The 21,209-nt window shown below is 27.9% G+C and carries 16 protein-coding genes; 11 read left to right on the forward strand and 5 right to left on the reverse strand.

From position 1 onward, the window contains the following. The first annotated feature begins 12 nt into the window (after positions 1–12). Genes ftsH through LW893_RS00925 form a run of 3 tightly spaced genes read left to right on the forward strand, consistent with a single transcriptional unit; the run spans position 13 to position 3,364 of the window. Positions 13–1,968 (forward strand): ATP-dependent zinc metalloprotease FtsH, encoded by a 1,956-nt coding sequence (ftsH, locus tag LW893_RS00915; RefSeq protein WP_233055361.1) that lies wholly within the window; start codon positions 13–15, stop codon positions 1,966–1,968. 44 nt (positions 1,969–2,012) lie between these two features. Further along, on the forward strand, positions 2,013–2,489 hold the full coding sequence (locus LW893_RS00920; RefSeq protein WP_233055362.1) for a hypothetical protein: 477 nt from the start codon (positions 2,013–2,015) through the stop codon (positions 2,487–2,489). Next, on the forward strand, positions 2,489–3,364 hold the full coding sequence (locus LW893_RS00925; RefSeq protein ID WP_233055363.1) for a DNA-3-methyladenine glycosylase family protein: 876 nt from the start codon (positions 2,489–2,491) through the stop codon (positions 3,362–3,364). Before LW893_RS00920 ends, LW893_RS00925 begins: the two co-directional genes overlap by 1 nt. 62 nt (positions 3,365–3,426) lie before the next feature. Here LW893_RS00925 and LW893_RS00930 read toward each other — a convergent pair whose 3' ends face one another. Next, positions 3,427–9,633 carry a S8 family serine peptidase gene (locus LW893_RS00930; RefSeq protein WP_233055364.1) on the reverse strand — a complete coding sequence of 2,069 codons (6,207 nt, stop codon included), beginning with the start codon at positions 9,631–9,633 and terminating at the stop codon, positions 3,427–3,429. A gap of 361 nt (positions 9,634–9,994) precedes the next feature. Here LW893_RS00930 and LW893_RS00935 point away from each other — a divergent pair, with 361 nt between their 5' ends. The 5 genes from LW893_RS00935 to LW893_RS00955 are packed head-to-tail and all read left to right on the forward strand — an operon-like array spanning position 9,995 to position 14,217. After that, positions 9,995–10,537: a helix-turn-helix domain-containing protein gene (locus tag LW893_RS00935; protein ID WP_233055365.1), complete on the forward strand. Its 543-nt coding sequence runs from the start codon at positions 9,995–9,997 to the stop codon at positions 10,535–10,537. A 9-nt stretch (positions 10,538–10,546) separates the two neighbouring features. Next, a complete protein-coding gene (potA, locus tag LW893_RS00940; RefSeq protein WP_233055366.1) occupies positions 10,547–11,596 on the forward strand; it encodes a spermidine/putrescine ABC transporter ATP-binding protein in 1,050 nt (349 codons plus the stop codon). Continuing rightward, on the forward strand, positions 11,597–12,424 hold the full coding sequence (locus tag LW893_RS00945) for an ABC transporter permease (protein ID WP_233055367.1): 828 nt from the start codon (positions 11,597–11,599) through the stop codon (positions 12,422–12,424). Beyond that, entirely contained in the window at positions 12,414–13,190 is a 777-nt protein-coding gene (locus tag LW893_RS00950; RefSeq protein WP_233055368.1) for an ABC transporter permease, read from the forward strand. The genes LW893_RS00945 and LW893_RS00950 overlap by 11 nt, the downstream gene beginning before the upstream one ends. Next, the gene (locus tag LW893_RS00955) at positions 13,183–14,217 is read left to right on the forward strand and encodes an ABC transporter substrate-binding protein (RefSeq protein ID WP_233055369.1); all 1,035 of its coding nucleotides are present in this window, start codon (positions 13,183–13,185) and stop codon (positions 14,215–14,217) included. The genes LW893_RS00950 and LW893_RS00955 overlap by 8 nt, the downstream gene beginning before the upstream one ends. Before the next feature lie 42 nt (positions 14,218–14,259). Here the strand turns inward: LW893_RS00955 and LW893_RS00960 are convergent, their stop codons facing one another. After that, positions 14,260–15,285, reverse strand: coding sequence for a M42 family metallopeptidase (locus tag LW893_RS00960; RefSeq protein WP_233055370.1), 1,026 nt, complete (start codon positions 15,283–15,285; stop codon positions 14,260–14,262). A 129-nt stretch (positions 15,286–15,414) separates the two neighbouring features. Between LW893_RS00960 and LW893_RS00965 the strand changes: the two genes are divergently transcribed. Next, on the forward strand, positions 15,415–15,642 hold the full coding sequence (locus LW893_RS00965) for a hypothetical protein (protein WP_233055371.1): 228 nt from the start codon (positions 15,415–15,417) through the stop codon (positions 15,640–15,642). A 23-nt stretch (positions 15,643–15,665) separates the two neighbouring features. Here LW893_RS00965 and LW893_RS00970 read toward each other — a convergent pair whose 3' ends face one another. After that, a complete protein-coding gene (locus tag LW893_RS00970) occupies positions 15,666–17,165 on the reverse strand; it encodes a C69 family dipeptidase (RefSeq protein WP_233055372.1) in 1,500 nt (499 codons plus the stop codon). 119 nt (positions 17,166–17,284) lie between these two features. Then, the gene (locus LW893_RS00975; protein WP_233055373.1) at positions 17,285–17,914 is read right to left on the reverse strand and encodes a thiamine diphosphokinase; all 630 of its coding nucleotides are present in this window, start codon (positions 17,912–17,914) and stop codon (positions 17,285–17,287) included. Positions 17,915–18,067: 153 nt separating this feature from the next. Between LW893_RS00975 and LW893_RS00980 the strand changes: the two genes are divergently transcribed. After that, on the forward strand, positions 18,068–19,822 hold the full coding sequence (locus LW893_RS00980) for a 1-deoxy-D-xylulose-5-phosphate synthase (protein ID WP_233055374.1): 1,755 nt from the start codon (positions 18,068–18,070) through the stop codon (positions 19,820–19,822). A 19-nt stretch (positions 19,823–19,841) separates the two neighbouring features. After that, complete coding sequence (locus LW893_RS00985) at positions 19,842–20,315, forward strand: flavodoxin (protein ID WP_233055375.1); 474 nt, start codon at positions 19,842–19,844, stop codon at positions 20,313–20,315. 77 nt (positions 20,316–20,392) lie between these two features. Here LW893_RS00985 and LW893_RS00990 read toward each other — a convergent pair whose 3' ends face one another. After that, a complete protein-coding gene (locus tag LW893_RS00990; protein ID WP_233055376.1) occupies positions 20,393–21,037 on the reverse strand; it encodes a superoxide dismutase in 645 nt (214 codons plus the stop codon). Positions 21,038–21,209: the final 172 nt, after the last annotated feature.

Consider the following 21,209-nt stretch of genomic DNA (forward strand, 5'->3'; position numbering starts at 1 on the left):
AGGAGGGAAAGCGTGAATAAAAAAACTAAAGCGTATCTTGTTTATTTGATACCGATTTTGTTTTTAACTGCATATTTTTTTGTAATAAAGACTTCAACACCAGTGGTTAAAGAATACACAGTTACAGAAATTGTATCAAAAATAAAAAATGATGAAGTTACTGAAGTAACTACACAAGGTTCATATATAACTGGAAAATTAAATGATAAAGATAAAACAGAATTTAAGGCATATTTACCTTCAGAATTTAGAATTAATTTTTATGATAATTATCTAAAAGCAAAGGTAGATAACAATACTATAAAATATAATGGTAAGGCTGAGCCTACAAAGCCATTCTATTTAGAAATTTTGCCTACACTTATAGTTTTAATAGGTCTTGGAGTACTTTGGTTCCTATTTATGAGACAAGCTCAAGGTGGAGGCAAAGTAATGAATTTTGGAAAGAGTAAAGCAAGACTTCATAAAGATAAGAAAAATGAAGTAACATTTACAGATGTTGCTGGACTTGAAGAAGAAAAAGAAGAATTACAAGAAATTGTTGATTTCTTGAGATCTCCTAAAAAATATAGTGACATTGGTGCTAGAATTCCAAAAGGTGTTTTACTTGTAGGTCCTCCGGGAACTGGTAAGACATATCTTTCAAGAGCTGTTGCCGGAGAAGCAAAAGTTCCTTTCTTCAGTATAAGTGGTTCTGACTTTGTTGAAATGTTTGTAGGTGTTGGGGCATCAAGAGTAAGAGATTTATTTGAAGAAGCTAAGAAAAATGCACCATGTATAATTTTTATAGATGAAATTGATGCTGTTGGTAGAAGAAGAGGCGCTGGCCTTGGTGGTGGACATGATGAAAGAGAACAAACATTAAACCAATTACTTGTTGAAATGGACGGTTTTGGTGTTAATGAAGGAATAATTGTTATGGCTGCAACAAATAGACCTGACATTCTAGACCCAGCGATTTTAAGACCTGGTAGATTTGATAGACAAATTTACGTTGGTATACCAAATGTAAAAGAAAGAGAAGCAATATTAATGGTTCATACAAGAAATAAGAGATTAGATCCTGATGTAGACCTTAAAGTTATTGCTAAACATACTACTGGATTTACTCCAGCTGATCTTGAAAACTTATGTAATGAAGCTGCATTATTATCGGCTAGATATAATTTAAAGACTATTCCTATGAAGGTTTTTGAAGAAGCTGCAATAAAAGTTGTAGCTGGTCCTGAAAAGAAATCTGCTGTTGTTACAGATAGGGATAGAAAGATTACTGCTTATCATGAAGCAGGTCATGCTATTGTTTCAAGATTTGTTCCATTGTCAGATCCTGTTCAAATGATTACAATAGTTCCAAGAGGAAGAGCTGGTGGATTTACTGCATATTCTCAAGATGAAGATAGTCAATATATGACTGTAAAAGCAATGAAGTCTAGACTTGCAATGATGCTTGGTGGACGTTCAGCAGAGCTTATAATCTTTGAAGATGTAACAACTGGAGCATCTAATGATATTGAAAGAGCAACTAAACTTGCGAGAAGTATGGTAACTACTTATGGAATGAGTACTAAAATTGGACCTATAAATTATGATATGGGTGAAGAAGAAACTTTCTTAGGAAGAGATTTTGGAAAGGGAAGAACTTATTCTGAAGATGTTGCAAGACTTATTGATGGTGAAGTTAAAAATCTTCTTGATGAAGCATATAATACTGCTCAAAATGTATTAAATGAAAATATAGAATTCTTACACTTAATAGCTAACAAACTTTTAGAAGTTGAAACTATAAGTGGAAAAGAATTTGAAACTATGTATAATAAGTACATGGGTATTGAAGAAGAAGTAGTTGAAGAATCAGTAGAAAAGGTAGAAGAAGTTTTTGGTGATGAAGTTGTTGAAGAACCAACTGAGAAAGAAGAAAATACTACTGAAGAAACTGTAGAAGAAAAAATAGAAAATGATGAAAATTAAAATTAAGTAGAAGCTTGCTTCTACTTAATTTATATGGAGGATTTATGGGAAGTAGTGATTTATTATTAATAGTATTTGGATTAATTTTAATATTTGTAATTAAGAAAATAGTAGCAATTTTTCAAACTAGAAAAAAATTAACTGGAGAATTAACTACTATGCCTCTTAGAGGTAGAAAAGTATTGTTTGGGTTATCTATTGCATTAGTTGCATTTGGTGTTGTATACGCTGTTCAAATTCAAGATATTTATAGTATCGTATATGTTTTAATTGGTATTACTTATTCAATAGTATCTCTTGATAGGTTATATATTGGAGATAATGGATTTTGCTTTGATGGAAAACTTGGAGAGTATAAGAAAATTAAAAAATGGGGTGCTCTAAATAGTAAGTTTTTTGAAGTTGTAGTTACTGGTGATTTAAAAGATGAAATTTTAACTATTCCTCTTGAAAAGGAAAATGCAGAAAAACTTTCAATTCTTATAAAACAAAATAAAGCAAGACCAAAGGCAAAAAAATAATGAAACTTTACGAAAAAGATAATTTAGTAATATTAGAAGATGTAGAAAATTTTGATGCTAAGGCTATTTTTACTTGTGGACAGGCTTTTAGATGGTATGAAGAAAAAAATGGTAGTTTTACAACAGTACATTTAGGAAGAGTTTTAAATGTATTAAATGAAGATGACAAAGTTATATTTAAAGGAACAAATTTGGAAGAATTTAACGAAATTTGGATAGATTATTTTGACTTGAACACAAACTATCAATCTATAAGAAAAAGCTTAGCAAATAATGAAATTTTAGCAAATGCAATGGAATATGGAAAAGGTATTAGAATATTAAATCAAAATCATTTTGAAATGTTAATAAGTTTTATAATATCAGCTAATAATATGATTCCTAGAATTAGAAAATCCATTGAAGTAATTTCTATGAGATATGGAAAATTTATTTGTCAAGATGAAAATAGAAAATATTATTCATTTCCAACTGTTGATGAATTAAGTAAGGCCACAGTAGAAGAATTAAGAGAATTCGCTAAGGTAGGTTTTAGAGATAAGAGAATTTTTGATACCGTTAATATGATAAAAAATGAAAATATTGATTTGGATAGTTTTGAAAATTTAGAAACAGATAATCTTAGAGAAGAGCTATTAAGGTTTTCGGGAGTTGGAAATAAAGTTGCAGATTGTATCATGCTATTTTCATATAAAAGAGGGGAAGTTTTTCCAGTAGATGTCTGGATTAAGAGAGTTATGGAAGAACTTTTCATAAAAGAAGAAACTCCAGTTAAGAAAATTTCAAAAGAAGCAGATAGAATATTTGGAAAATATGCTGGTTATGCTCAACAGTATCTTTTCTATTATGGTAGAGAAGAAAAAATTGGAAAATAAATGTAGAGGTGACTCTACATTTTTTAATAAAAAAGGAAGTGATTTTAACACTTCCTTTTTTGCTATTTATTTACTCTTTTACGAATAAATAATGAACTTAATATTATAGCAGTAATTGCCAATAGTAGGATATTATAGTTATTAGAAATTCCAGTCTTAACTAGTTTGTTATTTCTTGTCTTAGTTGTAGTATTAGTATTATTGTTATCGCTATTATTACTATTACTACTACTATTATTATTATTACTGTTGTTACTATTACTACTATTATTGTTGTTGTTTGAATTATTATTTGAATTGTTATTATCAGAACTATCTCTGTTAGCAATAGTTAGAGTAGTTTCTATTTTACCAGTTGTAAATTCAAATACAAGTGTGTGAGTTCCAATAGCTAATGTATCTGTAAAAGCTTCTTTGAATTTTACTATTGTACTTCCTTGAACTAATGAATAAAAATCTTTACTAACTTCATTACCGTCAACTAAAAGTCTAACAAATTTTGAAATGTCTTCACTAATTTTGATATCGGAAATTTTTTCTCCAAGTTTAACAGTTTGGTTATCTCCATAATGGAAAGTTATTGGAGTTTGACTATCATCATTTTGTATTTTAGAAATTACTACAGCATCTTCGGCCTTTTTGTCCTTTGTAAGTTCAACTTCAAAATTGTTCTTGTCAATTTTGTATTTTTCATCTAATTCAACGATTATCTTATATTTGCCTAATACTACAGATTTTTCAAAAGATTTGCCTTTATTTTCAAGTTCAATTTCTTCGCCTGTAACTTCATTAATAGCTTTTACTTTTAAGTTGTTAGGGATATTTTCTCCTGAAATATTAATTTTAATTATATATCCCATAACTGATTTTGCATCTTCAATATCTTTAATTGCAGATTCAAGTTCTTTTAGCTTGAAATTAACATTTAGTAGTTGTTTAGCATTTTCAATTGCATCTAAATAAGCTTCATTTTCTTCTTCATCTGAATTAATATAAAGATTACCATCAGATAAAATATCTTTTTCATTGATTAAATCTTTTAATTTCTTTACAAGTTTTGCATGTGCTTTATCTCCATCTAAAGAATCTTTTGCAAGTTTTAGATCTTCAACAGCTTTTTTTACATTAAATTCAGTTCTTGTAGATTCATTGTCTAATAAGTCTTTAGCAACTTTTATTGAATTATTATAAAGTTCTTTTAATTCATCAATAGCATTTAGATACTTTTCTGATTGTTTTATTTCTTTGCTTTCTTCAACTAATTTTGTTAATTCAGAGATATCAATACTACTTGGTTTTCTCTTTATCTTGAAATTATATACTTGATCAGGATTTTCAAAGTTTAAATTGAAATTATTAACAGCGTTAGGGGAGATTTCATAATTTGAAATATTGCCATCAACATCTGTTATTTCAAGTTTATGATTTCCTATTGAAACAGGAATTTTATTACCAGTTAAGGATATCACTTTTCCGTCAAGTTCAATTTTACTTAATTTGTCTGTTGTATCAATATATTCTAGTCCAATTTTTATTGTTCCAGTAGTTATTTTTTCAAGGTTAATAGAAATTTCATTGGTATCTTTTGTAATTTCAATTTCTTTATCTATATTCTTTCCTTTATAGCTTTCTGGACTTAATATTTCAACCTTATATTTTCCTAATTCTAATTTGTTATTTCCTGATTTGAAATCTAAATCATTTAATTTAAATTTTACATTAGGAATTTCAGTATCTCCAACTTTAAATTTGAAATTAACATCTTTACCATCAACAACATTTTTTGTAATGTTAAGAGATATTGGGTGACCATCTGCTCCGAATACCCAAGCTTCTCCATTAGGACAAGAATATCCATTGGCAATATTTGTAGCTACAACATCATAACCAGATCCACTAGGAATAATAACTGAATGAGTATTTTCGTCAGATTGTTTGTAAGTGTGTTTTACAACAACTTCACCAGAATCTTTCTTTCTTATTTCTAGGTTAATTTCATCATTAGGGTAGTTTTCAGGAATATTTGCAATTATTTTTCTTGAGTATTTTTCAACAAAATTTTCTTCATTATTTTTTCCCCAAGTAAATCCAACTGTAACATTTTTTTCACCCTTTTTAACTTCTATTACTTTTTCTTTTAAGTTGTAAGTTGGAGTAGGCTCATTAGCTTGTGCTTTGTATTCTCCATAATCTTCTTCTTGAGCTTCGATACAATACCAACCTGGGTTAAGTTTCATACCAGGAGTATAGTCTAAACTGATTTTTCCTTTTTCAAAATTAAATCTTTCATTGTAGTTATAGATTTTATACTTAGTTTCAATACCTTTTTCTTTAGCATTATCTTGAATTAATAAAGAGAATTTATCATCTTCATTTTCTTTATAGTATTCAAAAACAACTTCTTGTACTGGATTTTCATCAGTTAATTTCACAGTTTGCATTCCAGGAACAACATAATATCCTTCAGGAATTTCTTTAGGAACAATTTCTGAACGACCTCTACCAATACTTCTAATATCTACTGGTTGTCCAACTGAAAGGTTCATTCCCATATAATCTATATGTCCATCATATCCTTTTGTAATTGGAACTACTTTAAATAAATTTTCAGAGAAAAGTAAATCTACTCTCTTGTTAATTGAATTTTCATCAATTGTTACTTCGGAAATTTCTTTTTGGTCATCAGTACTAAGTACATAATTGTATTTTAATGCTTTATTTGGGTTAGTAATTTCTACAACTATCTTATATTTTCCAAATGGGGCAGAGAAGAAAAATTGTGGAGTTTCTTCAACTTCTTGTCTTAATCTAAATTTTTGTTTTGGATTATCAACATTTACAGCAGTAATTTTAAAATCCTTAAAACTAAGATCTCCTGTGCCTCTAACTAATACCATTTTTTGTCCGATATTTTGTTTAGAAAATTTCAGCTCTATTTTATGGTTTAAGTTTTCTTCAGTAATTTCAAATTCTTGTTCTAAATTTTCACTAATTAATTTGTATTCGATAGGGCAGAATTTATATACAAAAGTATATTTTCCAGGTCTAAGCTTTTGGGTATTCTTTACAATTCTATTTGATTCATCATATACATCATATTTTATTGGAACATGTTCACCATTTTCTGAATTGGAAATTACTTCAAGCTTTCCTAATGCTTTATCTGTTGTCATCATATCACAGTCTTCTGTATTTTCATTATATGCAATATCAGTTGCTGTAATATTGACATCTTTTAAATCTGTATCATCTTTTAATTGGATTTCGTATTGATTATTACTAATATTATTAACTTCAAGTTTAACTTCTTTTGCTATCTTATAGTCAGGATAATCAGGGTAAGGTATTTGATATTCTATTCCAGTAGCTTTTACAGATTTAATTTCATTAGCATCATCTACTGTGAAAGTAAATTTTTTAGTTTCAGTATCTAGTTTTGCGTTTTTAAATTTAGGAGCTTCATTATCTATTGTAAATTTAATAGAATGTTTTTGCTCTTTAGCACCTTCTACAGTTGGTTTTGCTAATATATTAAGAGTGTATTCGCCATCTTTTTGATCTTTAAGATTTGAAATATCAATATTAGTATATCCTAAGAATTCTGGATTTAAATCTTCTTTATCCGCCCAATCTGAAATGTTTTTAAGTATAAGCTTAGTATTTTTTTGTTCAGTAACAACTTTGTCTTCTGAATTTCTTATTTCATATCTTGCATCTGCATTTCTAGTAAATACAGAGTATAGGGTAATATCGTCTAATTTCCCATCACCATTAGGGCTAATAACTAATTTTTTACTAAATACTGGTTTAATGTCTGTATCTTTTTGTAATTTTTTAACATCATTAATTTCATCGAAATTTTTCATACCTAACACAACTGGATAATCATCAATTTTACTTTCAATATGAGTAAAAAATCTATGCCAAGCATTTGCAGAAGGTTTCAAATTCCAGTACATTGGACTTTCTTTATCAAAATCAAATTCATACACTGGTTTTTCTATTACAGAAAGATTATTAAAATCTCCTTTAAAAGTAACGAATGGGAAGTTTGCTTTTTTGCCATCATTAGCTGATAAAGTTAAAAATCCTTCAATAAAAGCGCCTTTGTCAAAATCTTTAATTTTATCTAAATTTTCTAATGGAATATTAATTTCTTTAACAATTTCTTGATTAGCGCCAATAGTAAATTTGTCAGAATTTAAAGTTTTTGTAAATAATTCTGTTGGTTTTAATAGATTTTTCTTACCAGAATGTGCATCTATAGTTACTATTACAGATGGAGTAATTTCCTTAGTATGGTTAGAATAATTCTTAATTCTTAATTTTAGAGTAATAGTATCTTTTATATTTTTTATAAAAGTTGATGCAATATTTGTATCCTTATCAACAACTGTAAAATCTAATTCTACAGCAGATTTCATATCAACAATACCAGCTCCTTGTTGTCTAGGAGAAACAGGTACATTATTTTCTTTATCATTTAGTGGTTTTGCTGAATTCATAAGTATTGTCTTAACTAATTTTCCTCTATTAGCAACACTTAAATTTTTGAATTCTTCTCTTTCTTTTAAACTTTGTGAGACAATTGCAACTGCACCAGATACATGAGGCGTTGCCATTGATGTTCCACTCATTTCTACAAATCCTGCTCCGTTTTTTGCAGAATATATATGTCCACCTGGAGCTGTTAAATCAGGTTTTAAAATTCCATCAGATGTAAGTCCCCAGTTTGAGAAACTACTCATTCTTCCTTCTAGTGGGTTTTTAACAAAATCTTGTTCATTAGTTATAGTTATTTTTACTGGTAATTTTGAAATAAGTTTTTCTCCATCTTCCATAGAAATACCAATTACAGGAATTGTAGAAGTATTATCTAGACTCATTGAAAATGATCCTAGTACATTATTATAGATAATAACACCTATTGCACCAGCATCTTCAACTCTTTTAACTTTATTTTTGAAAGTATCTCCACCACGCTTAATAAGAGCAACTTTACCATTAACATTTGGTAATTTATCATCTTCTAATGCTTCACCACAATTAACTATATCAAAAGTATTATTTTCAAAAATTCTTTCTTTAACTTCATAATATGGAATTTTTTCATTACCTACGATTAAAAATTTTGCCATATATGAATTATTTTCTACAGATGCTACAGTTATAGCACTTTGTTGAATTCCTGGAGATGCAACAGTCCCGAAATCAGGATGATCAATAGATATATCTCCTTGGTATTCACCTTCATTACCACCTGCTATTACAACATTTGTACCAACGGAGGCAGCTCTATCAATTATCTCAGAAACACTCTTATCTACTGAACTATAATTTCTTACTGTTCCTTTTGGTTTACCAAGACTCATATTTATAGCTGTTGCTCTTAAGTAAACAGCATCACTGATAGCTTTTATATAGTATGTAGAGGATGTACCTTCATTTGCAAAGCAATTCATCATTAGGAGTTGTGTATTAGGTGCAACACCTCTCCAGTCATATTTATTATTTATTTTAGTTTTGTTTCCTCCGATAACTGCAGCAACATGTTGACCATGACCTTCTTCAGTTTTTTCGGGATTTAAATTTGTATCTTCATTTACATAATGGTATCCTAGAGGTACTTTTGAACTAAAATATAATTTATCTTCAGTGAAATTCTTTAGAGCACCATTTTTATGCTTAACTAATTTTTGTATATCTTCTTTAGTTATTGAAGGAGTTACATTATTGTCTAATTTAAAAACTTCATGATTTGGATCGAAGTTTGTATCAATAACACCAACAACTTCACCACGTCCATCATATTTTTTTAATAATTCATCATCAATGCCAATTATTTTTGTTGCATCAGCAGAACTACGAGGGGTAGGTCTAACAATATTTGGTTTTAGAGTTTCTTCATACTCAATATCAAATTCTATATTCTTAACAAAATCTAAGGTTTTTAGTTTTGATATTTGAGCATTTGTAGCCTCAAAAGAAATAAATGGCAAAAGAAAATCATCTCTAGATAGTTCTTTGAAGTCACCTATAAGCTCATTAATTTTTTCTTTGGCAATATTTAAAGAACTTGAGTTAATTTCTTTTACTTTATCATATTCTCCTTTTTTTAAATATGTATCGACATTTTCATTTGAAATTTTTGAAGTGTCGACTTTTAAGATTATTTTTTTTGCATTATCTTCAGCTTTTGTTATGAAATTTGTACTAAAAATCGAAAAAACTAAACAAAATGCTAAAAATCCAGAAAAGATTTTTTTCATTTTCAATCCTCCTATAAATAAATTTATAAAGTATTTTTATATTTAATAAAAAATAAAAGAACAAAAATACAATTCTATTATAAACTATAAATACTGTATTTTCAATATTTATACCATTAATATTTCTTATGGTAATATAATAAAATATTAAAATTTCTTATAAGTTTATTTTTAAAAAATAAAAAAAGTGATGTGATATGGTAATAAATCATTTTTGTTTAATATTTTAAAATTTTTATAAAAAATTTTAAATTTTTGTATAAAAACTATTGATAAATGATTTATTTGTGATATAATATGTAGTGTTTAGTATAGAGATATTATTTGTTTAATATAATGTTATATTGGGAGAAAGAAAAAAATGGATATCGGAGAAAAAATAAAAAATTTAAGAACCATTTTAGGACTTACTCAAGAAGAGCTTGCTGATAGAGCAGAACTTACAAAAGGTTTTATTTCTCAGCTAGAGAGGGGACTTACATCTCCATCGATTAGTTCTTTGGAGGATGTTTTAGAGGCTCTTGGAACAAATATTTCAGATTTTTTTAAAGAAGAGAAAGAAGAGAGATTTGTTTTTAAAAAAATTGATGCATTTGAAACGATTTTTGAAAATGGAAATAGTAAATTAGAGTGGATAGTTCCAAATGCACAGAAGAATTCAATGGAACCAATAATTGTGACTTTAAATGAGAATAAAAGCTACTCAAGAACTTATGAACCATTTGAAGGAGAAGAATTTGGTTATGTGTTAAAAGGTAAAGTAGAACTTCATCTTGGAACAAATACATATGTTTTAAATGAAGGAGAGTGCTTTTATACAAGTGGTCAATTTGAAAGAAGTATAATTAATTTATCTAAAAAAGAATCAAAAGTTTTGTGGATTACAAATCCACCAAGTTTTTAGGAGGAATATATGAGCAATCATGCTGTTGAGTTAGTTAATGTAAATAAAAAATTTGGAGATAATGTTGTTCTAGATGATATAAATCTATATATTAGAGATAAGGAGTTTTTAACACTTTTAGGTCCATCTGGTTGTGGGAAAACAACTACTTTAAGACTTATTGGAGGATTTGAAACTCCTACAAGCGGAAAAATTTTATTTGAAGGAAAAGATATTTCAAATGTTCCAGCATATGAAAGAAATATAAATACAGTTTTTCAAAAGTATGCACTTTTTCCAAATATGAATGTTTATGAGAATATAGCATTTGGACTAAGAATAAAGAAAATGTCTGAAAGTGTAATCAATGAAAAAGTTAAAGAAATGTTAAGACTTGTTAACTTAAAAGGATTTGAAAAAAGATCAATTTTATCTTTAAGTGGTGGGCAACAACAAAGAATTGCTATAGCTAGAGCTTTAGTAAATGAGCCAAAGGTTCTACTTTTAGATGAGCCACTAGGAGCTTTGGATTTACAACTTAGAAAAGACATGCAAGTTGAACTTAAAAATATTCAAAAAAGAGTAGGTATCACTTTTGTATATGTAACTCATGATCAAGAAGAAGCTCTTACAATGAGTGATACAATTGTAGTTATGAATGATGGAAAGATTCAACAAATTGGAACACCTATTGATATTTATAACGAACCTAAAAATGCTTTTATTGCATCATTTATTGGTGAAAGTAATATTTTAGATGGTATTATGAATGAAGATTTTCTTGTAAGTTTTTCAGGTAGAAAATTCAAATGTGTGGATAAAGGATTCGCACTTAATGAAGAAATTGATGTAGTAATTCGTCCAGAAGATTTAGAGCTTGTTGACGAAGAAGATGGTATGTTAGTTGGTATAGTAAAATCTGAAATTTTTAAGGGTGTTCATTATGAATTACTTGTTAAAGTAGGAGATTTTGATTATATGGTACACTCTACAATTACAAAACCAATTGGTTCAAAAGTTGGACTAAAAGTAACACCAGATAATATTCATATTATGAAAAAAGGAGCTAAAGAAGTATAGATGAAATTTAAGAGGTTTGCATATCCATATGTTGTATGGTTAGTAATTTTTATCGTTGTTCCTCTAATTTTCATAGCAAAATATTCTATTGACTATGGTGGAGAAAATTTTACTTTCTCTATGGAACATTATCAAAGATTTTTCAATCCTATTTATATGAAAGTTTTGTTTAGATCTTTAAAAATGGCAGTATTTTCTACTATTTTATGCTTAGTGATTGGATACCCTTTCTCATATTTTATTACAAAATTTAAGCTTAAAACTAGAAATATGATGATTTTATTAGTTGTTATTCCGATGTGGATGAACTTTTTACTTAGAACTTATTCATGGATAAGTATTTTAAGCAAAAATGGACTTTTAAATTCTATTTTGAATTTCTTTGGTTTACCTTCTGTAAATCTTATGTATTCAAATACGTCTATTTTAATAGGGATGGTATATAACTTTTTACCGTTTATGATTTTACCTATTTATACAACATTGATTAAGATTGATAAAGAATATATTGAAGCATCTCATGATTTAGGTGCAAATAGAATTAAAACATTTACTAGATTAGTATTTCCTATGAGTTTACCTGGAGTTATAACTGGTATTACAATGGTGTTTATCCCTGCGATATCAACATTTGAAATATCTGCTCTTTTAGGTGGAAATAAAGAAAATTTAATCGGAAATGTAATAGAACAACAATTTAGAGTAACTGGAAATTGGAATTTTGGATCTTCTATGAGCATGGTACTTTTAGTTATGATTCTTGTTTCGCTTTTTGTTATGAATAAATTTGATCCTGAATATTCAAAAGAGGTGGAAAATGGAAAATAAGTTTAGAAAATTATATATTTCACTTGTATTTATATTTATTTATGCACCGATTTTTGTTCTAATACTATATTCATTTAATGATTCAAAACTTCGTGGATCATTTTCTGGCATTACTTTTAAGTGGTATATTGAGTTATTTAAGGATAAGGAAGTTTTAACTTCACTTTATTATACAATTGTAATTGCAGTTTTAACTACTATAATTTCTACTTTTATAGGAACCGTAGCTGCGATTGGTATATATTATATGAAAAAAAGTGAAAGGTTTTTAGTGCTGAATTTAAATTATATTCCTGTTCTAAATCCAGATATAGTAATTGCTATTTCATTAATGGTACTTTATAAGGCATTTAATATAGATTATGGTTTTTTAACGTTACTTGCTTCACATATTGTTTTAGCGACTCCTTATGTTATTCTTTCCGTATATCCAAAGATGAAACAGATGAATAAGTTTCTACCTGAAGCTGCAATGGATTTAGGTGCAACGCCTTTTTATGCACTTAGAAAAGTTATATTGCCTGAAATCAAACAAGGAGTATTTGCTGGTTCATTATTAGCATTTACACTTTCATTAGATGATTTCGTTATAGCATATTTTAATAGTGGTAATGGTGTTGTAAATTTAAGTACACAAATTTACTCTATGGCTAGAAAGGGAATAAATCCTTCAATTAATGCACTTTCAACATTGATGTTTATAGCTATGATAGTTTTATTACTTATTATAAATAAGAAAAGTGAGGAGGGTATTTTGTATGACTAAAAAGAAAATATTTTTAAATTTACTTTTTTCACTTTGTTTAATGTTTTTGCTTTCATCTTGTAATAAAAGAGAAGGTGATGTTGTAAACATGTATAACTGGGGAGAGTATATAGATAAAGAAGTTTTAGATGAGTTTACTGAAGAAACTGGAATTAAAGTTAATTATGAAACTTTTGTTACGAATGAAGATATGTATTTGAAGATAAAACAAGGTGGAAGTAATTATGATATAGTTGTACCTTCAGATTATATGATTGAAAAAATGATAAAAGAAGATATGCTTGAAAAAATTGATAAAAGTAAATTATCAAACTATGATAATATAGATAAGAAATTTTTAAATAAAGACTATGATCCCGAATCAAATTATTCTATTCCATTGTATTGGGGAACATTAGGTATTGTATATAATAAAAATTTAGTTGACGGAGAAATTACTTCTTGGGCTGATTTATGGGATTTAAAATATAAGGATAAAATTGTTATGTTAGATAGTTCAAGAGATAGTTTAGCAGCTGCTCTTTTAAAAAATGGATTTTCAATGAATACAAGAAATATAGAAGAACTTGAAATTGCAAAAAAAGATTTAATTAAGCAAAAGAAATCAATTCTTGCTTATCTTGTAGATGAGACAAAAGATAATATGTTAGCTGAAAATGCTGCAATAGCAGTAATGTATTCTGGGGATGCTACTGAGCTTATGGATGAGGATGAAAAATTTGTATATGTAAAACCAAAAGAGGGAACAAATCTTTGGTTTGATTCAATGGTAATTTTAAAAGATGCAAAAAATAAGGAAAATGCATATAAATTGATAGATTTCTTAATTAGAAAAGATATTTTGTCAAAAAATATGGATTATACTTATTATGCAGTTCCAAACCAAGAAGTTATAGATGAAAATGAATTAGTAAAATCAGTTACAGAAATTGATGATGAATATTTTGAAAAATTAGAAGTTTTTAGAGATCCTTCTGATTTTATAAAAGAATATGATAATATTTGGACAGATGTTAAAGCTGATTAAAAAAGGCATAGATTTTAAATCTATGCCTTTAATTTTTTTAAATTATTTATCTAAAAGATATTCTAACATTAATTTATATGTGTTTTCAATTCCTAAAATATGAGTTCTTTCATAGCTGTGACTTGCATCAACTCCTGGACCAATTAATGCACAACGTATATCATATCCTGAACTAAGAGCAGCAGATGCATCTGATCCGTAATGTGGATAAATATCAATTCTATAGTCAATATTTTTTTCTTCAGCAATTTTTCTTAATTTATTTCTCATTCCTAAATCGTAAGGTGTTGAAGAATCCATTGCACAAATTGTTACAGCTCTTTCATCAGATTCTTGACCAACTCCTGGAGCAGCCATATCTACAGCGAAGAATTCAACAGTATTTTCAGGGATATAACTTGAACCATGTCCAATTTCTTCATAATTACTTATAAAGAAATTGATTGTATTCTTTGGCTTTATATTATTTTCAACTAAATATTTTGCAAGTCCCATCATAGCAGCTATACAAGCTTTATCGTCTAAATGTCTTGATTTAATAAATCCTGAATCATAAATTCTGCATCTTGGATCTAAGTAGATGAAATCTCCAACTGAAATTCCAAGTTTTTTTACATCTTCAGCATTTTCAACAACTTCGTCAATTCTTACTTCCATATTTTTAATTGAACGTTGAGCAGAAGTAGTTGTATCATAAACGTGAACTGAGGCTTCATTATATAAAACAGTTCCTGGAATTAATTTTCCATCATAAGTTTTAATAAATACATTTTCTGTTTCAACACTTGTTGGAGAAAAACCACCAACTAATGAGAAAGCTAAACGTCCATTTGATTTTATTTCTTTTACCATCAATCCTAATGTATCAACATGACCTGAAAAAGTTATAGCTTCTTTTTCTTGACCTTCTATTGTTGCGATAAGAGCATTTTTATTTGTTCTTCTTGAAGGAATATTTAATTCTTTAAATTTTTCTTCCATAAAAAGAATCGCATTTTCAGTATCTCCAGTAGGGCTGTAGATATTTAATAATTCTTCAAGTAAATTTTTAACATAATTTCTATCCATAACAACCTCCAAATTAATTTTATATATTTATTATACACGATTATAAATGTATTGTAAATTAATATTAAATTGACAATTAAAAAAATTAATGATATACTTTCCTTGATTTCTGATGAATGAGGGGATATTATGAATTTATTTGTTTATAGAAAATTAAATGTAGTAATTAATGTATTAATCGTTGTTATTTGTATTTTAATGTTAATATTTTTAAATTTAGATCTTTTTAAAAAGATTATAATTGTAACTATTTTAATTCTAAAATCACTTAGTGTTTTAGATCATTTTAAAAAATTGAAAAGTGATGATAATAAAGAGAAAAAAGTAAGTAATAAAAAGAAAAAAGGAGCAAAATAAAGCTCCTTTTTTATTTGTAATTATTAAGCATCTGATCTTGAAAAACCATTTTTCATTTCACAACTTGCTGTATAAAGTACTTTACTTAGTAAATCAATTGTTTGTTTTCTAAGTTCAGTTGCAATTTCTTCATTAGCTTTTTCACAAAATTCAACAACTTTATCTTTTTGAACTTTTCCACTTAAGAATTCATTGTCGTATTTGTTTAAAATTTCTGTAGATTTTGATTGAATTGCCAATTGATAACGTTCAATATGAGAACTACATGATGCGTAATGAGCATCTGCTAGAGCAGCTACTAAACGGTTTGTCCAATAGAAGTCATCAGTTGTTGGAACACCTGTTGTATTTGCTAAATATTCTGGTGTTTTATCTATATTCACATAGAAAGGAATCATAGCATTAAATACATTTGAACCAAGAGCAAGCCATTCTATACTTCTAATTTCTTCTGGCATATCCGGTCTAATTTGAACAAGTCCTAAGAAGTTATTTCTGTTAATACCGATAGGTCTGAATTTACCTTTTTCATCTGAGAACTTTCCGTATGGATCATATGGAGTTCCTTGGAAATGATTAGAAAGTGCATATTTAATATCTTCAACTGTTATTTTCTTTTCAGGAACTCTACACCATTGAATATCATCTGATTCAGGAAGATAGTCTGCATCAGGTCCATCCCAATAGTTTGTAAGAGGATTGAAATATCTTTGTAATACCCAAGCACGAGGAGTATTATAAGTATGATCTGCATCTGAATGACTACCAAAAGCATCTCTAGGATTTAAAACACCATCTAGAGAAAGATCTAAATGATATCTATTTATAAATTCTTTTAAATCAGAGGAACATAAATATTCTTTTTGTCCTCCAAAGGCATCTTCTAAATCAAAAAAGTCAAGACCAAGTTGATTTGGCATAATTACATAACAGTCATCAGGAACACGTCTTGCTATCCAATGGTGACCACCAATAGTTTCTAACCACCAAATTTCATTAACATCTTGGAAAGCAATACCATTCATTTCATAAGTTCCATATTTTTCTAATAATTCACCAAGTCTTAAAACACCTTCACGAGCAGATTTAATATATGGTAAAACTAAAGTAACCATATCTTCTTCACCAATTCCGCCAACTTTTTCAGGAATATAATCTGCATCTCCTTCTTTTCCAACAGCTGGAACATATTCTACAAGAGGATCTGCTCCTAATACTCTTTCATTTGATGTTAAAGTTTCAGTTGCAGACATTGAAATATTTAACTCATTAACACCACATGCACCCCAAATTCCTTCGTTATCAACTGCATTTGGCATACAAGTATAACGCATTGGGTTAGTAGGTAAATCAATTTCAACATGAGATAAAACTGATTTATATTTAACAGGTTGTTCATTAGGATGAACAACTATAAATTTCTTTTCACAAAATTGACCTGATGGAGAATCCTCATTACGAGCAACCATTGTTGATCCATCAAATGTGGCATTTTTGCCAACTAAAATTGTAGTACAAGCCATAATAATCTCCTTTCAAAAGATAATGTTTAACATAAATTGTGTAACATTTTTTATAAAAGCTACAAGTATATTATACTCCTAAAAAATTTAAAAGTAAACACAATAATAATAAATATCAATTAAGATTTTATAACACATAGAATAATTCCAGAGTCAAAACTTATTTTTGCTAAATCGGAAATAATCACATTGCTCATGCAAAGGGAATCTCCTTTTTTTAGATTAACATTTTCAACATTATATTTAAAACCTTGCAATTTAAGATTAATAATTTCTTTTGAAAATGGAATAAATGAAATTTTAGTATTTTTAGAATTTTTAAATTCTAAATCTTTTTCTATTTTAAAAAGCATTTCATTTTCTTTTATAAAATATAAATTCTCATATTTGTATATTAGATTTATATTTGTAAGTTCATGATCTATATCACCACCAAAAGCACCAACACAATAAATTTTATTATAGTTTTTATCTTTTAAATAGTTTATTATTAATTCTGAATCTGTAAAATCTTTATCCTTATTGAATTTTTTTATAATTACACTTTTTTCTGTATAATATTCTAATATATCTTTATTTATTGAATCTAAATCTCCCCAAATTTCTAAGGGGATTAAATTTAATTCATAACATAGATTAGCACCTCCGTCAGCGCAGAATATATCACCTTTATTTTCCGTATAAAATTTTCTATAATAATTAGTATCTCCTAATAGCTTTCCATTAAAAAATATATAAGCAATTTTCATTATTTCACCTCAAATTAAATTATATTTATATTTTAACACAAATTAAAAATTTTTAAACAATAGATTTTAATTTATCTTGATTATTTAGGGTATAAATGAAAATAAGGTTTGATAAAAACTTAAATAAAAAATACATATTAGGAGGAGATTTTTATGTACTTAGAAAAAATAAATTCACCAGCAGATATAAAAAAATTATCTATTGATGAATTAAAAGAATTTGTTGTTGAACTAAGAACTCATTTATTAGAAAGACTTAGTAAAAAGGGAGGACATATTGGACCAAATCTTGGATCATTAGAATTTACAGTAGCACTTCATTATGTTTTTGATTCTCCAAAAGATAAGATAGTTTTTGATGTTTCACATCAAACTTATGTTCACAAAATGTTAACTGGAAGAAAAGAAGCTTTTATGGAAGCTGATAAATACGGTTCAGTTAGTGGTTTTACTTCTCCTAAAGAAAGTGAACATGATTTCTTTACAATAGGACATACTTCCACATCAATAAGTCTTGCTTGTGGTCTTGCAAAAGCAAGAGATTTAAAAGGTGAGAATGAAAATATTATTGCAGTAATAGGCGATGGATCATTAAGTGGTGGAGAAGCGTTAGAAGGACTTAATAATGTTTTTGAACTTAATAGCAATATGATAGTAGTTATAAATGATAATGATCAATCTATTGCTGAAAATCATGGTGGACTTTATAAAAATCTTCGTGATTTAAGAGAGTCTAAAGGAAAAACTGAAGCTAATCTTTTCAAGTCAATGGGACTAAATTATATTTATGTTGATGAAGGAAATGATATAGAAGCATTAATTTCAGCATTTAAATCAGTTAAAGATATTAATAAGCCAATAGTAATACATCTTTCAACAATAAAAGGTAGTGGTTTTAAACCAGCAGAAATTAACAGAGAGAGATATCATTATGGTTCTCCTTTTGATATAGAAACTGGAGAATTTAAAATTTTTGGAAATGGTCAAGTTGTAGATACATACAAGACTTTGACAGTTGATTATTTACTAAATGCAATTAAAAAAGATAAAACTGTTGCTGTTATAAATGCTGGTACTCCAGGCGCTTTTAGATTTTCTCCAAGTGTTAGAGAACAAATGGGCAAACAATATATAGATGTTGGTATTGCAGAGGAACATGCAGTTGCAATGTCATCAGGACTTGCAAAGAATGGTGGGAAACCAGTTTTTTGTGTATATAGTACATTTATGCAAAGAACATATGATCAACTTTCTCATGATTTATGTTTAAATAATAATCCAGCACTAATATTGGTTTATGGGGCATCTGTATATGAGGAAAGTGATGCAACACATTTAGGTATTTTTGATATACCGATGATTTCAAATATTCCAAATTTAGTATATCTTGCACCTACAAACAAAGAAGAATATTTTAGGATGTTAGATTGGGGTTTGAATCAAACAGAACATCCTGTGGCAATAAGAGTTCCAGTAGTTGATGTTGTAACTACTGGTGGAGAAGATTTAACAGATTACTCAATTTTAAACAAATCTAAAGTAATAAAAAAAGGTAAAGATGTTGCTATTATAGCTCTAAGTAATTTCTATAATTTAGGAAAAGAAATAGCTGATGATTTAGGAGATGTAACTTTAATTAATCCAGTATATATTACTGGTTTAGATGAAGAATTACTTGAAAAATTAAAAGAAGACCATAAATTAGTTATAACTCTGGAAGATAGTGTTTTAGATGGTGGTTTTGGAGAAAAAGTTTCAAGATTCTATGGAACATCTGATATTAAAGTTAAAAATTATGGAATTAAAAAGAGTTTTCCAGATAGATTTGTTGCTAAAAAATTCCTTATAGAAAATGGAATTTCAAAGAAACAAATTGTAAAAGATATAAAAGAATTATTAGAAAAATAGAATATCGGAGGTACATGTTATGGATAAAAAATTAGTTGCGTATTTCAGTGCGAGTGGAGTAACAAAGAAACTTGCTGAGAGAATCTCAAAAGTTGTTGGTGCTGATTTATATGAAATACAACCTAAAGATGTTTATACAGAAGAAGATTTAAACTGGATGAATGAAAATAGTCGTAGCAGTATCGAAATGAAGAACAAATCTTTTAGGCCTAAAATAGCTAATAAGGTTGTTAATATGGGAGAATATGATACTATATATGTTGGATTTCCAATTTGGTGGTATGTTGCTCCTACTATTATAAATACATTTTTAGAAAGCTATGATTTAAAAGGTAAAACTATTATCCCTTTTGCAACTTCTGGACAAAGCTTAATGGGAAATACAAACGAAGAATTAAAATTTTCTTGTAAGGATTCTATCCTAAAAGAGGGTAAAAGATTTGACTTAAAAGATAGTGATGATGTAATTAAAAATTGGATAGAAAATTTGTAAAATTTAACCGACTTAGAAATAAGTCGGTTTTTGCATAAAAAAAAGAGATTTCGTTTGAAATCTCTTAATATTTTTAATTAGCATCCACATCCGCAGCCACAGCCACAAGATTCAGGATTTCTTTTTTGGTATCTTGCTTCAACTACATCCCAGTTAACAACTTTCCACCATTCTTTTAGGTAATCAGCTCTTCTATTTTGATATTTTAAATAGTAAGCGTGTTCCCAAACGTCATTTCCTAATAAAACAACTTTACCACATGAGATAGGACAGTTTTGGTTAGGAGTTGCAACTACATCAATATTTCCTTCTTTATCAGAAACAAGCCATACCCAACCTGAACCAAATTGTCCAGCACCTTTTTTGTTGAATTCTTCTTTGAAAGTTTCGAAATCTCCATATTTTTCAGCGATTTTCTTAGCAACTTCACCAACTGGTTCTTTTGCTCCACCTGGAGTCATGCTTTCCCAGAATAAGTTATGATTGTAAACTCCACCTACATTATTTGTAATTCCAGCTTTCTTATCTTCTGGAGCATGATCTAGATGAGTTAAGATTTCTTCTAGAGAAGCTTCTTCAAAAATTGTATCTTTAATTAAGTTGTTTAAATTGTTTACATAAGCTTGATGATGTTTGCTATGGTGAATTTCCATAGTTTCCTTATCAATTACAGGTTCTAATGCATCATATGCATAGTTTAATTTTACTAATTCAAATGCCATTTTAATTCCTCCTAAAATTTTCAATTTTATAAAAACGAAATTGTTTTTCATTTATAATTTACCCACAGGAATTTTATTAAAACTTTAATAATGAATATCAATAAAATGATGATTTTCTTTAATTATTATTTTCTATTGAAGTTTTCTAAAAATATGATATACTATGAAATGG

The sequence above is a fragment of the Parvimonas micra genome, assembly GCF_021300775.1.
Taxonomy (GTDB): domain Bacteria; phylum Bacillota; class Clostridia; order Tissierellales; family Peptoniphilaceae; genus Parvimonas.